General features: G+C 47.5%; 15 protein-coding genes. 2 read left to right on the top strand and 13 right to left on the bottom strand.

Features of this window, described 5'->3' with window-relative positions:
- Positions 1–124: 124 nt before the first annotated feature.
- The 6 genes from ACFPXP_RS09735 to ACFPXP_RS09710 all read right to left on the bottom strand — a co-directional run bounded on the left by ACFPXP_RS09735 (position 125) and on the right by ACFPXP_RS09710 (position 4,403).
- Positions 125–328, bottom strand: a complete 204-nt coding sequence (locus tag ACFPXP_RS09735) for a hypothetical protein (protein WP_379894014.1) — start codon at positions 326–328, stop codon at positions 125–127.
- A 33-nt stretch (positions 329–361) separates the two neighbouring features.
- Positions 362–1,498 (bottom strand): zinc-dependent alcohol dehydrogenase, encoded by a 1,137-nt coding sequence (locus tag ACFPXP_RS09730; RefSeq protein ID WP_379894013.1) that lies wholly within the window; start codon positions 1,496–1,498, stop codon positions 362–364.
- 20 nt (positions 1,499–1,518) lie between these two features.
- Positions 1,519–1,881, bottom strand: a complete 363-nt coding sequence (locus ACFPXP_RS09725; protein WP_379894012.1) for a spore coat protein — start codon at positions 1,879–1,881, stop codon at positions 1,519–1,521.
- 16 nt (positions 1,882–1,897) lie between these two features.
- Entirely contained in the window at positions 1,898–2,104 is a 207-nt protein-coding gene (locus tag ACFPXP_RS09720; RefSeq protein ID WP_379894011.1) for a spore coat protein, read from the bottom strand.
- A 148-nt stretch (positions 2,105–2,252) separates the two neighbouring features.
- The gene (locus ACFPXP_RS09715; RefSeq protein WP_379894010.1) at positions 2,253–3,140 is read right to left on the bottom strand and encodes an ROK family protein; all 888 of its coding nucleotides are present in this window, start codon (positions 3,138–3,140) and stop codon (positions 2,253–2,255) included.
- 69 nt (positions 3,141–3,209) lie between these two features.
- A complete protein-coding gene (locus ACFPXP_RS09710; RefSeq protein ID WP_379894009.1) occupies positions 3,210–4,403 on the bottom strand; it encodes a chromate transporter in 1,194 nt (397 codons plus the stop codon).
- Positions 4,404–4,871: 468 nt separating this feature from the next.
- On the opposite strand from ACFPXP_RS09710, the gene ACFPXP_RS09705 reads away from it, so the two are divergent.
- Positions 4,872–5,171 (top strand): hypothetical protein, encoded by a 300-nt coding sequence (locus ACFPXP_RS09705; protein WP_379894008.1) that lies wholly within the window; start codon positions 4,872–4,874, stop codon positions 5,169–5,171.
- Positions 5,172–5,418: 247 nt separating this feature from the next.
- On the opposite strand, the gene ACFPXP_RS09700 is transcribed toward ACFPXP_RS09705, so the two are convergent.
- The 6 genes from ACFPXP_RS09700 to ACFPXP_RS09675 form a co-directional block, all read right to left on the bottom strand.
- Entirely contained in the window at positions 5,419–10,182 is a 4,764-nt protein-coding gene (locus tag ACFPXP_RS09700) for a DUF3320 domain-containing protein (protein WP_379894007.1), read from the bottom strand.
- Between the two features lie 132 nt (positions 10,183–10,314).
- The gene (locus tag ACFPXP_RS09695; protein ID WP_379894006.1) at positions 10,315–11,118 is read right to left on the bottom strand and encodes an inositol monophosphatase family protein; all 804 of its coding nucleotides are present in this window, start codon (positions 11,116–11,118) and stop codon (positions 10,315–10,317) included.
- Positions 11,118–11,576 (bottom strand): RidA family protein, encoded by a 459-nt coding sequence (locus ACFPXP_RS09690; protein WP_379894005.1) that lies wholly within the window; start codon positions 11,574–11,576, stop codon positions 11,118–11,120. The genes ACFPXP_RS09695 and ACFPXP_RS09690 overlap by 1 nt, the downstream gene beginning before the upstream one ends.
- A 31-nt stretch (positions 11,577–11,607) precedes the next feature.
- Positions 11,608–12,048: a VOC family protein gene (locus tag ACFPXP_RS09685; protein WP_379894004.1), complete on the bottom strand. Its 441-nt coding sequence runs from the start codon at positions 12,046–12,048 to the stop codon at positions 11,608–11,610.
- A gap of 46 nt (positions 12,049–12,094) precedes the next feature.
- Positions 12,095–12,595 (bottom strand): GNAT family N-acetyltransferase, encoded by a 501-nt coding sequence (locus ACFPXP_RS09680; RefSeq protein ID WP_379894003.1) that lies wholly within the window; start codon positions 12,593–12,595, stop codon positions 12,095–12,097.
- Positions 12,596–12,824: 229 nt separating this feature from the next.
- Complete coding sequence (locus ACFPXP_RS09675; protein WP_379894002.1) at positions 12,825–13,115, bottom strand: hypothetical protein; 291 nt, start codon at positions 13,113–13,115, stop codon at positions 12,825–12,827.
- A 361-nt stretch (positions 13,116–13,476) separates the two neighbouring features.
- Here ACFPXP_RS09675 and ACFPXP_RS09670 point away from each other — a divergent pair, with 361 nt between their 5' ends.
- Complete coding sequence (locus ACFPXP_RS09670) at positions 13,477–14,022, top strand: methylated-DNA--[protein]-cysteine S-methyltransferase (protein WP_379894001.1); 546 nt, start codon at positions 13,477–13,479, stop codon at positions 14,020–14,022.
- Here the strand turns inward: ACFPXP_RS09670 and ACFPXP_RS09665 are convergent.
- Positions 13,995–14,612: a DNA-3-methyladenine glycosylase family protein gene (locus ACFPXP_RS09665; protein WP_379894000.1), complete on the bottom strand. Its 618-nt coding sequence runs from the start codon at positions 14,610–14,612 to the stop codon at positions 13,995–13,997. The genes ACFPXP_RS09670 and ACFPXP_RS09665 overlap by 28 nt on opposite strands.
- Positions 14,613–14,819: the final 207 nt, after the last annotated feature.

The raw sequence follows: 14,819 nt of genomic DNA, 5'->3' as shown, positions 1-14,819 counted from the left end.
GCCCTTGTTAAACAATCCTCAAACCATTGGCGTGTTTGTCAAGAGCGATTGCGGCGCATCTCCTTCCAGTAAATAGGAGAGAAGCTAACCCTTTAGGTAGTTTTCATAAATCTTTTGACACTACCTACACATTTGCTTTGGACAGCAGCTGTTGAATTTCCTCGAGCTGACGAGTGGTCATTTTCACATCCTGCTGCATCAATTGTTTTAATTCCGGGTCAGAAACCAGCATCTGCATCGTTTTCGACTTCGTTAAGCTGGTTGTCTTAAAGACCGCCATTTCATGAAGATCCACCGTTTCGTGCAAGGCGTACTGATTTTGCTGCATGGCTTCGTTCACCTCCTCTGATATGGTCCTCCTTTACGGTTTCAACACGACCTTAATACAGCCGTCCGCCTTCGTATCAAATATCTCGTATCCGTGCTTCGCTTCATCCAGCGGCAGCACATGGGTTATAATATCGCCTGGATCGACTCTGCCTTCTGTCACCAGCTCGTACATCTGCGGCATATAGTGAATAACTGGAGCCTGGCCTGTGCGAATATTCACATTACGCATGAAAATATCTCCGAATGGAAAAGCATTGTATCTCGCACCGTACACCCCCGTCACTTGGATCATGCCGCCCTTTCTAACAGCCTGAGTCGCTGCAACGAGAGCTCCCATGGCTCCGCCATGAAGCTTGAGGCCCGATGCAAGAAACTCCATCGGGGTCATTTTCCCGTCCATGCCGACACAGTCAATCACAACATCTGCGCCGCCTTGCGTAATTTCCTTTAAGTAGCTGCCGATATTTTGTTCCTTTTCAAAGTTGATCGCTTCAACATGGTTCGTTCGCATCGCATGGTCCAGCCGATATTGTACATAATCTACGGCAATGACCCGCTTAGCTCCTTTCAGCCAAGCGAATTTTTGCGCCATTAATCCGACGGGACCGCATCCCAGCACGATGACGGTATCCCCATCCTTGACTCCGGCATTATCTACACTCCAATATGCTGTCGGCATTACATCGGCAATGAGGCACAGCTTCTCATCGTCCACCTCGTTATTTTCGGGAATTTTGAAAGGAACAAAATTCCCGTATGGAACGCGCAAATATTCTGCTTGCCCGCCCGGATATCCGCCAGTTGTCTCCGAATAACCAAAATACGCGCCCATCTCCCCGTTCGGATTGGACTGATCACATTGGCTCTCCAACTGATTTTTACAGTAAAAGCATTCTCCGCAGCTGATGGTGAAAGGGATGATTACACGATCCCCCTTCTTCACCTTCGTCACCTCCGGACCCACTTCCTCAACGACACCCATCGGTTCGTGGCCGATAATATAGCCTTGAGGCAGGTTAGGAATCATTCCGTGTATCAGATGCAGATCCGATCCGCATATTCCCGTCGTCGTTAATTTGATGATGATATCGTCTGGTTTCTCGATTTTCGGATCGTCAACCTGCTTCACCTGTACGTCTTTTATGCCTTGAAACGTTACAGCTTTCATCAATCAGTCTCCTCCCAAGTTCATGGTTCTCGCGTTGCAAACAGGCCATCACGCGAAGTCGGGTTCGGGAACAGCTCCATGCCTGCGATTTGAACGGCCGTATTGGCCGATTTCATATCGAGCTCAACCTGCTGCGCGGAGCCATAAGGGAACAGCCAGCCCTTGCGTATCATGAGCTGAGATACCTCCTCGTGAAGCAGCAAAGCTTCATCGAGCAGCTTTCTTAGCAGCATTCTAACCTCAGGCGTCGCCGTTTCCGACAAAGCGAACGCACAGTTGCGAACCCCATTTTTCGCAGCCAACAGAAAATCGAGTGCGAACGTCGCATCTGCCAGCTCTGGCATGCCTACCGCATTGATCGGATCTAAATAGTCTTGATTCATCTGCTTTCACCTCCGATTAGTGGACATGACCTTGCGTATAAAGCTTCTGTATATCCTGAATCGCTTGTGTCGTTTGCTGCACATCTTTTTGCATTAACGCTTTTAATTCCTCATCAAAGACTAAACCCTGCATCATTTTCGATTTGGCGAGGCAAATCGTTTTAAAGTTGAGCAGTTCATGGATCTCCATATATTCATGCGGCGCCAATCCAGTCTGTGCCAACTTCTTCACCCCCTTATTCTGTCAAATGTATCGTTTCCATCATTTGAGTGAAATATGAGAAACCAAACTGAATGCCAAAAAGCCTGTCAAGCTCCATAAGAATGGAATGCTTGTCAGGCTTTCAAATCACATGTAATACACGCGTTTTTTATTTGTCCCTATGTTCACTGAGAGCAGCTAGCCCCAGCGCTAACGCACCGCACAGGCCCGCGTTATCTCCTAAACCCGGCGGCACAATATATTGGTCTATATGCTTAACGACCGCGTCTGCACCTACATAGCCATTCAATCCCTTCTTCACTTCCTCGTGAATCAAAGGGAACAGCTGCTGCTGTTTCATGACACCGCCGCCTAAAATAATCTTCTTCGGAGAAAGCATCAAAATCGCACTGATCACCGCTTGACTTATGTAATAGGCTTCCATTTGCCAAGCTGGATGATCCTCCGGAAGCTCGTACGCTTTTTGCTTCCAGCGCTTCTCAATGGCAGGTCCTGCTGCTACCCCTTCCAGGCAGTCACCATGATATGGGCAAAACCCTTCGAAAGTATCGTCTGGATGCTTCCGCACCATGATATGACCGGCTTCAGGATGAACCAAACCATGGACCAACCGCCCTTCCGCCAGTACACCAGCGCCAATTCCGGTTCCAATCGTGTAATATACGCAGCTGTCTAAATTTTGGGCTGCGCCCCACATCGATTCCCCGTACGCAGCTGCATTCACATCCGTGTCCCAGCCATACGGCACATCAATGGCACGCTTCATCGTTCCTAAGAAATCAAATCCTGACCAGCCCGGCTTCGGTGTCGTAGTTACATGTCCGTACTGATCGCTGCTGCGGTCGATGTTAATCGGTCCGAATGTACCGATCCCGATCGCCTCGACCTGCTTGTCCTTAAAAAAATCAATAACTTTCGGCAAAGTCACGTCCGGCTGTTCTGTGGGAAAGCTGATTCTTTCTTCGATGCTGCCGAATTCATTACCAATTCCGCAAACAAATTTTGTTCCTCCTGCTTCAACTGCGCCAATACGCATCTATAACCACCTCGAGTCTTATTTTAACCTATGTACCTTTTGCTGGCGATAAGACGATACGGGTTAACATTATAAAAACCACGCTCCGAAGGCTGCCCCGGCGAGAACCACAACCCACGGAGGACATTTCCAAGCTATGAGCATGATGAACAGAATCATCGCTAGCACGAAGTCCTTTGAAGAGCTGATCGTGCTCGTCCATATCGGATCGTAAAGCGCAGCCAGCAAAATACCGACGACAGCGGCATTCACACCTGTGAGGGCAGCTTGGACCATGCGAATGCTCCGCAGCCGATCCCAAAAAGGCATAACTCCAATCACCAGCAAGAAAGCAGGTAAAAAGATTGCTGCCGTTGCGACCATCGCTCCCATCCACCCATCCATCACCGCTCCCGCATACGCCGCAAACGTAAACAACGGACCAGGCACGGCTTGTGCCGCTCCATATCCCGCTAAAAAGTCGGATGAACTCATCCATCCTGGTGTGACGAGTTCACTTTCCAACAGCGGGAGCACAACATGACCTCCACCAAATACGAGCGAGCCCGAGCGGTAAAAGCTGTCGAAGAACGCCACCCAGTCATTGCCCGACGCTTCTCTTAGTATCGGCAGGAGGAAAAGCAGGAGGAAAAATAAAACGAAGCAAAAGACCGCAGCGGAGCGTCGTACAGGCACCGGGATGTGCTGCTGCCTTGGCTCTATAGGCCGCCTGTAGAGCAGAATACCTGCACATGCCGACGCAAGAATGATGACAATTTGACTGAGTGCCGACGCCCAAAGCAGTGCAGCTGATGCCGCAGCGATCGCAATGGTCATGCGGATCTTATCCGGAGCCAGCTTTTGCCCCATATTCCATATCGCTTGCGCCACGATGGCGACCGCAACGATTTTCAAGCCGTGCAGCCACCCAGAGCTGCTCACTTCAAACCCCTGCATGAAAAGAGCGAACAGGACGAGCGCTAGCACCGATGGCAGAGTGAACCCTATAAAAGAACAAATGCCGCCCAGAATGCCGGCACGCATGAGTCCAATCCCAATCCCTACTTGACTGCTGGCAGGGCCCGGAAGAAATTGACATAATGCAACCAAATCGGCATAACTGCGTTCATCTAACCATTTCCTTTTTTGAATATATTCATGTTGAAAATATCCTAGATGAGCTACCGGTCCTCCAAAGGAAGTCAATCCAAGCTTTGTAGAAACGATAATAACTTCAAGCAACCTTCTTAGCTTTCCGACTTGTTTCACTTGTTCTACTGCCATGTGTTCAATCCCCTCGAATCTTAGTTTGAAACAAGGCTTCATCTGAACGAGAACAAGACCAACATCTTTCACTCACCGTCCTGTTCTTTTCACGTCTCGTCCATTGTTCCATGATTCCCCATCATTTGTCTATACTTTAGTCGTGATACAACCTTATGAAAAATTGCTTCACAGCAACATGATTTGCCCTATGAATATCGTTAAATAAGCAATCCAAATTGTGGTATAATTACAATTATAAGTTTTTTTGTTATTTACGAACCTGCATAAGAACGGTACCTTTTTATAACCTCATTTGAATCGTTAGCATTGATATGCTATGTACTTTTGGTTGAGACAGCGAATGATGTGATGAAATTGATTTCAGTATACCTTGTTTATTAGGGGCGCGCTTTCGTTTACATGAATTTCATAAATCGAACGGTGTAAATCCCTGATTGCATTCGGGCAGAAACGGAGGAATCGACTATGAACATTGTACTATTCCTACTGGAATATATTCGTGTTGTCATCCTTCTTCTTCTGGGCCATGGATTACTGGTCGGATTGGAAGGCTGGCTTCTCTCTCATTTCTCCCTTCATATTCCGGATAACGCATTTTTGCTGCTATTTATCGGGAACTTCTGCATTCTCCTGATCTTATACCGCAATCTCCTGCAATTCAAAGGCTGGTTCGTAACGAAACAAACAAAAAAACTATCGCTGCGGCAAAATCTGATCCTCCTATGTGTCGCCGTTATCAGTCTATCGTTCGCCTTCATGTGGTAGAAAAGATTAAGGACCACATGATGACTTCACTCGTAAGTTCAGATCCCTTCCGATGGGTACACACAAAAAAAACAAGGTCATCCTTGATTTTATCAAGATACCTTGTTTTTTTACGCCTTTCTTTTCGCATGACCCTGAGCAGTGAAATCGCATCAACAAGACGGTCACCCAATATGTTTCGCCACCGCCAACAAGTCAGAAATGAGCAACCATACAGATTAGTTTAATTAGAGACTTGCCCTTTAGACTAAGCTTCGTTTTCCTCATCTAGGTTCGGGGCAGCGATCAGCATGTTGTTTTTAAGCAGAAGCGCTTGGTTTTCTATCATATATTCGATGATCGGCTTCACATAAGCTCTGATGTCGTCCGTTACCCGAGCGAATCCAAGCGTTTGAACTACGGAATGAATCACCGTATCTTCATCCGCTCCAAAGCATTCCCGCACAACTTTTTCAATAGCTGCCTCCATCTCTTCCTTCGCGATATAATCCACTTTCTTGTTTGTCAGCGCGGATCGATTCCTTACTGTTGCCGTCTGCATGCCTTTCAGCCAGAGGAATTCTCCTCTTCGCTCTACTTCTCCGGCATTCTCAATCGCCTGTTCAAGATGCTCTTGAATTCTGCTTCCTAATCGTTTCAGACCAGCAGCATCCGTAATGCGTTTCATGACCTCATTCACATGGACTGGACTCTCTGCTTCTACCACTTGAAGCACCCATGATGACACCAAAGGAAGCGGCATCGTATGAAAATCCTTGCCCTTTAAATCGATATGAAGCTCCGCTGCACGATATGGCTCTGCCCCGGTTTCCGATTCCTTCGAGACAGAATCATCTCGCTCAATTTCATAGGCCACATGCGGCAAATTCGTATCAAGGCTTTCAGAATCCTCGGCTGTGCAATCCATTTTCGCCTCCTCGATCGCTGCGACTACCCGCTTCAGCTCACGTTCCGGATGTCTGAACCAGTCCGTACTCCATACCCGATGAATCCTCCAGCCAAGACCTTCCAGCACCTCCTGCCTGAGCCGATCACGATCTCGTGCCGAACGAGAGCTGTGGTAAGCCGCTCCATCACATTCGATCCCCAGCAAAAATCGGCCTGGCGACTGCGGATCAACGACTGCCAAATCGATAAAGAAACCACCGGAACCGACCTGACTCTTCACTTCATAACCCAGTTTCATTAACGATTCACTGACCGCTTGCTCAAACGGGGAATCAAAGTCCTTCCCTGTGGCAACGGGAATATCTAGTTGCCCACTGTCGGCATACTTCAGGAAAGTCTTTAACGCTTTTACCCCCCGAGCATTGGAACGATTCAGGTCGATATCGTCGGAGGATAGATTCGTGAACACTTCACAACGCAGTCTTGCTCTGGTAATCAATACGTTCAATCTGCGTTCACCGCCTTCGCGGTTCAGCGGACCGAAATCCATCGCCAGGTAGCCTTCGCTCGTTTTTCCGTAGCCGATGCTGATCAATATGACGTCTCGTTCATCCCCTTGAACGTTTTCTAAGTTCTTCACGAAGAAAGGTTCGTGAAGATGAGAGGTAAAGAACGACTCACAAGACGGATCGGCTCTCCGCAGAATTTCCAGCTCATTCTGTATAGCCTCCATCTGTACCTTGCTGAACGCGGCCACCCCTAACGTAAGATGGGGGCGCGATTTTGCATGCTCCATCACCGCTTCAGCGACCGTTTTGGCTTCCAGCGGATTCGTCCTTGTTCGGCCTCGATCATAATACGTATGCGGCAAATAATTGTATATTAAACCAGAATGATGCTTATCCGCGTCTGGACTCGGAAATACGACCAGCTTATTTTCATAGAACTCATGATTGGACACCATGATCAGCGATTCATGACGGCTGCGATAATGCCATCTCAGCATACGCTGCGGAGCGTTCTGTCCAACAAACAATCCGAGAATACTCTCCATATCCGCTACGAAAAGATCCTCTTCCCCTTCGTCCTCCTTCGAAATCGAGTCGAAGAAGTTGGTCGGAGGCATCTGCTTGCTGTCACCGACCACAATGGCCTGCTTGGCGCGAATAATCGCTCCGAAAGCATCCACAGGCTTCACTTGACTCGCCTCGTCAAAGATGACCAGATCGAATTCCAGACTGCCGGGCTGCAGATAAGTTGAAATCGACAGCGGACCCATCATAAAAATCGGTTTAATGGCTTGGATCGCATTGCCCGCTTTCAGCATCAACTGTCTGATCGGAAGGTGTCTCGTTTTCTTCTCAAATTCTCGCAGCAGTACACCTAACTGCCCGCCGGCTTCATAGCTCGGCAGTTTGTTCCAGTGATGCAGCGCCAGCTTCACTCGGTTCAGCAAAGCAAGCGATTGATCCAGCTCTCTGAACTTTTGAACGGCATGCTCGTGCCTGCTGCTGTCGAATTGGGCAAGCGCCGGACGCTCTATGAATGCCTTCGTCACGATGATTTGATACCCATTCCATTTAAAGGCATCCACAAGCCGCTCCTCGGCATCATCCCAGTGCTCAGCCAATGCTGTAAATGGCTGCAGCTGTTCCTGCTCGCAGACTTGAATTAGCTGGTTGTAAGAAGCCATTTCCTGTAGAGCCTCTGCCCGCTCCGACCAATCCGTCCATAGATCAATCAGCACGGATAATTCCTGTTCGTCCAACTCTGCATCGCTGCCAAATCGTCTTTCTGTAGAAAATTCCGCCAGCTCGGTGACTCTGCTCGCTGTGCGATGAACCTCCCTCGTTGCTGTAGCCAGTTCGCTTTTCATTTTGACTAATTCTGCTTTATCCTTATTTCCGCTCAACACATCTAGCGTCCACTCCGGAAGCTGTCCGTCTTGAATTTCCTCATGCAGCTTTACGGTCCAGGCACAGACGGCTGACAACTGCCGCCAATCCGAATCCATCCCTCTCCACTGTGATGAGAATAAGGTAATACCTAACTGCTCGTGGCTCATGATGGTTTCCTTTAGACGGCGCGCCTCCATTACGGTATCTACGATCTCTATCAGCGTGGCCGTTTTCTGCTTCGGATCTTTACACAAACCGAGCAAACGGCTTTTCGCCTTACGATAGCTTCCGGATAAGAACCTCCACCATTTATCCGAGTACGCAGCAATCGTCTGCCGAATATCCAAAAGCTCCTGCTCCCATGCTTCCGGCAGCAGAATGGAGTCATACTTTTTACGCAGGCTTGCATACGCTTCGCCTGCTTCGATCCATTTCATTATTCGTTCTGCGTCGCTTTTCCAAAGCGGCGAATGGAGCGATACGTGCTGAATTTCCGGAGCAGCGGCGGTCTTGTCAAGCATTGTGACAAACGCGAGTGCTCCTGACATGTGTGTCGGCATCGGGACTTGAAGCTCAGCAGCGTCATTTTGAAGCAGGCTTATGAGCGCTTGCGCCTTCTCTCTCGCGGCTGAAGCGGCTTGGCGCAGCTCATCCACATCCGCTGGAAGAACGACTTTCTTTAAGCTCCCCCAGAACGGGTGCTTGGCAGGCGAACCGATTGATCGAATAAGATTTTGCAGCTCTTCCAGAAGGGCTTCCCGTTTCTTGAATTGTTCCGCAGTCCAGCTCTCCATTAATGATGCCGAGACTTTCGGCAAGGTGACCTGCGATTGATGGCTTGCAAAACGAACAAGCTCTCCAAGCGCTGTGTAAGGCGTAACACCGGTTTGGCCTACAGGTGAATTGAGTGCCTCGCCATATTCATTCAAGCGGTTCCGCAAATCCTCCAGAAGCGCGATATCTCCATCTCCTGGATCACCGGGTTTTCCGAGATCCAATGTTGATTTCAGCTCACTCAGCAGTGTTTTTTTGTTCGTCTTATGGCTGTGCAGCTCTAAGCAGGCCACACCTAATCCAGCTGCATCCAGCCTTCGCTTAACGACTTCGAGCGCAGCCATCTTTTCCGATACGAACAATACCTTTTTACCTGCGCCGATAGATTCGGCGATCAGGTTCGTGATCGTCTGAGATTTCCCCGTTCCCGGTGGCCCTTGAATGACCATATTGCGCCCTTGAGCCGCATCCAGGATCGCCATGAGCTGAGAACTGTCAGCATCCAGGATGTGATTCGAATCCGCCAAACGAATGTGCTTATCGAGCGAATCATCCTCAGGAATTGTACTGGATTCCTCTTGAAATCCATCCTCCAGCAAAGCCGTAATAACCGGATGGTTCTCCGGCCTGGCATGTTCCGGCCATAATGCGGTATCCAAATCACGGTACATCAAAAATTTCCCGAACGAAAAGAAGCCGATAACGATCGAATTCGTATCGACCATCCAGCCTTTCTGCCCTTCGATCGCCCGCTTCACCTCTTGAAAGTACGAAACGATGTCCGGATCTCCATCTTCCGGCAGCGCAGGTATATCCACACCGAAATCTGCTTTCATTTTTGCAGAAAGTGAAATATTATGACCGATCTCATCCTCTGTATATGACAGGGTAAAACGATGCCGTGCACTGACCCGATCCAGCTGAACAGGAACGAGAAGCAGCGGAGCCTTGCGCAGCTCTTGACTGTGCCCTGCTTCCTTCCAATGCAGCATGCCGAGTGCCATATAGAGGATATTGACACCCTGCTCTTCAATATAGGTTCTAGCGTAATAATACGTATTGAGAAGCCGCTGTTCCAGCTGTTTCTCCACATAAGGGGTTTGCAGCTTCGAGTCGATTTCATGCTCCAGAGGTTCTGAAGTCTCCTCCGGCTGACCGCTGACTTCCAATTCTACTTGTTCATGATCTATGGGAAACAAAACATCGTCCTGATGGTCACTCACGACAAGTTCGGATTGAGGCTGTTCTTTAGCGGAGTTCACTTCCAAGAAGGTCATTTTACGCTTCTGGCTGACCAGAATGCGAAAAACCTCTGTCGGCTTTTCCTGAACTATTTCGAGTCCGCGAGCTTTGAGGGTGCGGTAATTTAAGAGAGGGTTTCGAAGACCTAAATCAAGCAGCTCCTGGCGGGCCGCTTCTAGCTTTCTTTGTATCGGATGATGCTCCAACATAATTTTCCTCCTGAACCGTTCTTCCTATCACTCCATTCTTTAGTAGTAAATTATATCAATTGATACGTGAAAATGGTACAAAAACAAACAACTTTCTACAAACGCTGCACAATCCCGCGATACAGAACGAGCTTATTGGGAACAAAGACCTGCTCGCACGACATCTAGAAAATCATCTTTATGCTCGGGATGGCACGCGATCAAATACGGCTCCTCTATCATCCCATCTACTTCGTTGCCTTGAAAATCCATGACCAGCCCTCCCGCTTCCTTTACCATCAGCATGCCGGAGTAAAGATCATCCCCTTCGGAGTTGTACAGGACGATGCCATCCAAATCCCCTTTGGCCAGCATACACCACTGAAGCGTAGGAGCCCACAATCTCATCATTCTTTTAAAATGAATATCCAGATGCTGTCGCAAGTGAACCGCACGTGCATCATTTTGAACGACATGGCCTTGAATCCAGCCAATCGTGCCTTTTCGCAGCTCTGCCTTTTTGTTCACCCTCATTCGTTCATTGTTGCAAAAAGCCCCTTCGGATCGGCTTGTGAAAAATAAACGGTCCATGATCGGTTCATAGATGACCCCCATCACGGGCTCGAATTTATACAGCAGCGTAATTGAGCATGAAAACACAGGCAGCCCGATGACGAAGTTGTTCGTACCGTCCAGCGGATCTACCATCCAGAGCCAATCGCTGGCTTGTCCATTGTCTCCTGTTTCCTCGCTGTGAATTTGATGATCGGGAAAGAATCTCGTTATCTCTCTTAATATCACTTGTTCTGCCATAACATCTGCTTCTGTGACGACATCTCCGTAAGCTCCTTTTTCCTGCAGCACAGAAAACCGGCCAAAATGGTCTTTCACCACTTGACCGGCTTCCCTAATCGCTTGAATGGACACTTCCTTGGCCGCTTTCAACGTATCATTCATCAATATTCCACCTCGAAGATGGAGTCGATAATGATCGGTAATTGATCTCGAACAGACACCGCGCCAAACACAGACCTGGCATGCAGCCCCTTCTCTCCGAACAGCTCGATGAGCAGATCTGAGCAGCCATTCAGCACTTTGTGATGCTCTTCAAAGGAAGGATCAGCGTTCACAAAGCCTTGAATTTTGACGACTCGCTTCACCTTATCCAAGCTGCCAAGTTGTTCCTTCACGGCTGCCAGCACCTCGACTGCCGTTTCCCGGGCAAACAAGTATCCTTCCTCGGTCGAGAAGTCCTTACCTAGTTTTCCTTTCGGCTGACTTCCCGGTCCTTTACCGGATACGAACATCAACCCGTTCACGATGACCGCATTGACGTATTTTGCCGCTGGACCGCTCGCTTCAGGCAACCTTATACCCATCGACTGCAGCTTCTCTTCTATCGATTCTGTATTCATACGCGGCCTCCTAAGTAATCATACGAATGAATTATCGTAAAAAATCTTCTTTCATTTCATCCTCAGGATCCCAGATGGACCATGCGGCCTCAAGCAAATTCCCCTCAGGATCTCGAAAATAGAAGTACTTGGCTTCCCCGGCACCCAGCGTATGCAAAGGCTCAACTTCCACACCACGTTCCTTCAGCAGGCGGTGGGTATATTCAATATCGGGGCAATTGATCGCCATCACCGGAAACGGCTTTCCATTTCTCATCAATTGAAAGCTTTGAGGGTCGGTTGTTTCAATCAGCAGCAATGCAATAGCATGTTTGTGGGGATGGTGCAGCACGGCCAGGTACGAACCACGATCTTCGAATTTGTTGATCATCTTGAAATTCAAATTCGCGGTGTACCATTCAATAGAATGATCGATATGGGTTGTTGGAAGATACACGTAACCGATTCTAGTAAATGCAAATGGAGAGTTCATAGAATATATCTGCATCCTCTGCTATATAAAATGTAATAAACTCACTTTACGTACGCATCCAATATTTGCAAACCCCATCCTTGAGTTCGGACAATACGCCGTAGTTCGCTTCAATCACTCTTCTTGAGGCTAAATTATCTTGGTCACAGGTGATTAATACTAAGCCGATCTTTTTCCGTTTGGCTTCTTTCAGAAGCTCGCCCATAAATATTTTTCCATATCCCTTTCCGCGGCAGGAAGGACGGATAACGAAACGAATATGCCCTCCATAGCTTCGCAGTTCATCATTCAGCTCATGTCTCAGTTTTCCGTACCCGACGGGCTCACCATCGATATAGAGCCAATACACGGTTTGGGGTACCATATCGGGACCCAAATTCTTCCCTTGTGACATATTAATATACTGCTGGACCTTCTCTTGAAACTCTTCAAAAGTATCGACATATAGACCATTCACGAAGCCATATTCACTTGGTCCAATTTCTAAGGCCATACGATAAAGCACTTCACCGTCCATGATCGACAGCTTTCTCAATTCTGCTTTCATGATAACACTCCTCCCAGAAATTTGAACTTGGGTGAATCATTCAAAACCTATCCATGTGACGATAGTCTTCAAGAAGTTCGAACACTCCATCTGTTGATAACGTTTCCATATACGAATAAAATTGCATAACTGTGAATAAAAAAATCAGTATAATTCCATTATATCATTGTTTTCCATTTTTTATCATCTGCAATTGTTGTTAAATTTTTTTATCGGGAGATGAATTTCTTTAATCGCTTTCTACCCGTTTCCTCCGTAAAATTCGGATTCCTATTCGAAGAATGCAGTAGGCGCTGCTAAGTCCGATAAATACGGCGAACACGACAGGCCAAGCTTCATAGGAATTCGCCACGCCAAACGATACTTCATGTTGCAAACCATCTACATTTTCATACTTTTCCAATATATCAGGGACGTATGTCTTGGTCGTGTAATAGCCTCTTAAAGTCTTCCAGATGAAATAACCCACAATGACTAGTCCGCTGAAAAGTAAAGACTCGATCAAAATCCTTCTTTTCATACAGCACCTCTTGAATCCTTACATTTTCGAACCTAATGCTGCACAGAATTGGCTGTTCTCTCCACCGGATATAACCCCGAATGATCACACTATGACTCTTAACCATGTGTTCAGGCAGCCGATCTACATCAAAATATGCCGCATCCATCCTTGAGCTGATTCCGAAACCCGATATGTCACCATTTTACCTTTGATTTACGATGCGGACAAGCATGGGAAGTCGATACTCAATTCGCATAAAACTGCGCTGTTGTTATCTTGCTCATTCATTCATAACTGCATACAGCGGTTCATCTTAATAGGTATACTGATCATAGCGTTTATTCATTCTTACGGATTGTTGATAAAGGAGCGAGGTAAAATGAACCGTGAAAACTTCATCCGCTGGACTCAAATCTCTATCGAGCCTTGGCAGCTATATATTGCAGCTTCTCCTGATGGACTTTGCTATATCGGTTCGCCCCATGGCAGCTTCGAGGAAGCAGCAAGATGTATCCAGAAAGTATTTCCTGTCCACAGCTTAATCCGAGATGAACACACCCTTCAGCCCTTCGCTGAACAAATCATTCAATATGCCAAAGGAAAATTGCAGCAATTTACATTTCCATTAGACCTGAAAGGAACCCCGTTTCAACTCACCGTATGGAAATCTTTGTGCTGCATACCTTATGGACATAGCGTCTCCTACTCTGACATTGCCGAGCAAATCGGAAAATTATCTGCAGTACGAGCGGTCGGCACAGCGATTGGGGCCAATCCCCTTCTTATCGCTGTACCATGTCACCGAGTGATCGGGAAGAATGGAGCACTGACCGGGTATCGCGGCGGTATCGAGATGAAATCAAAACTGCTTCAGTTAGAGCAAAACGTAACCATTCGTCATTCCGCTGCAACCGCCCACAAATAAAATGAAGCGATCGTACCATACGGTGAATATCTTTGCCGGTACGTCTCGAACTGTTTTTTCGTTAAATCTGGAAGTTCGTACAATTTCATCATGCCGCGGCGTATAGCCAAGTCACCCCAGCTGACGACATCCCGCCGCTGCATGGAATGAATGAGCAGCATCTCCGCTGTCCACCTACCTACACCCGGCAGGGAGCTTAGACTTTGAACCACCTCGTCATCGGATTGTTCATCCAAAGCCTGTAAATCGAGTACACCTTCCTGAACCATCCTGGCTGCATTTTGGATGTAAACCGCTTTTTTCATCGTCATGCCGCACTGCTGAATTGCATCTGCCGGCTGCTTCGACATATTCTCCGGAGTTATTTCACCGAAACGTTCCTGCATCCGATCCCAAATGGTCTGAGCCGCCTTTGTTGATACGAGCTGTGATACCATCGCATTCATAAGTGCTGCGAACAGGTCGGGAATGACAACCCGCTTCACGGTGCCTATTCTTGTAATCACTTCACCCATTATTGGATCCGCACTCTTCAAATACTCTATCTCTTCTGTGCCATATTCAAAATATATGGGTTCCTTCGTGCCCATCCCTTGTCACATCCGTTTCTTATCGGAAAGTTCACGTCTTGTTTAATTTTAAAGCAGCAGATCATGTTCTATATGATACTCGAATCAATTTCATAATGCATCGTTCTAAAAAACTGTAGACTAACCCGACTACAAATTTACAGTTCAAAAATTAAGCTACATCAAGCTGCAACTGACGGTTTATGCGATCACAAGCTAATTTTGTGC

Origin of the sequence: Marinicrinis lubricantis (assembly GCF_042658665.1) — a bacterium.
GTDB lineage: Bacteria > Bacillota > Bacilli > Paenibacillales > KCTC-33676 > Marinicrinis > Marinicrinis lubricantis.
The sequence above is the reverse complement of the archived record's forward strand: the minus strand, read 5'-3'. Positions and strand labels throughout refer to the sequence as shown.

Coding starts and splice junctions, on each gene's coding strand:
- ACFPXP_RS09690 (WP_379894005.1), bottom strand. CDS start 11,576: ATGAATACAGAATCGATAGAAGAGAAGCTGCAGTCGATGGGTATAAGG.
- ACFPXP_RS09685 (WP_379894004.1), bottom strand. CDS start 12,048: ATGAACTCTCCATTTGCATTTACTAGAATCGGTTACGTGTATCTTCCA.
- ACFPXP_RS09680 (WP_379894003.1), bottom strand. CDS start 12,595: ATGAAAGCAGAATTGAGAAAGCTGTCGATCATGGACGGTGAAGTGCTT.
- ACFPXP_RS09730 (WP_379894013.1), bottom strand. CDS start 1,498: ATGAAAGCTGTAACGTTTCAAGGCATAAAAGACGTACAGGTGAAGCAG.
- ACFPXP_RS09710 (WP_379894009.1), bottom strand. CDS start 4,403: ATGGCAGTAGAACAAGTGAAACAAGTCGGAAAGCTAAGAAGGTTGCTT.
- ACFPXP_RS09670 (WP_379894001.1), top strand. CDS start 13,477: ATGAACCGTGAAAACTTCATCCGCTGGACTCAAATCTCTATCGAGCCT.
- ACFPXP_RS09675 (WP_379894002.1), bottom strand. CDS start 13,115: ATGAAAAGAAGGATTTTGATCGAGTCTTTACTTTTCAGCGGACTAGTC.
- ACFPXP_RS09725 (WP_379894012.1), bottom strand. CDS start 1,881: ATGAATCAAGACTATTTAGATCCGATCAATGCGGTAGGCATGCCAGAG.
- ACFPXP_RS09695 (WP_379894006.1), bottom strand. CDS start 11,118: ATGAATGATACGTTGAAAGCGGCCAAGGAAGTGTCCATTCAAGCGATT.
- ACFPXP_RS09735 (WP_379894014.1), bottom strand. CDS start 328: ATGCAGCAAAATCAGTACGCCTTGCACGAAACGGTGGATCTTCATGAA.
- ACFPXP_RS09665 (WP_379894000.1), bottom strand. CDS start 14,612: ATGGGCACGAAGGAACCCATATATTTTGAATATGGCACAGAAGAGATA.
- ACFPXP_RS09715 (WP_379894010.1), bottom strand. CDS start 3,140: ATGCGTATTGGCGCAGTTGAAGCAGGAGGAACAAAATTTGTTTGCGGA.
- ACFPXP_RS09705 (WP_379894008.1), top strand. CDS start 4,872: ATGAACATTGTACTATTCCTACTGGAATATATTCGTGTTGTCATCCTT.
- ACFPXP_RS09700 (WP_379894007.1), bottom strand. CDS start 10,182: ATGTTGGAGCATCATCCGATACAAAGAAAGCTAGAAGCGGCCCGCCAG.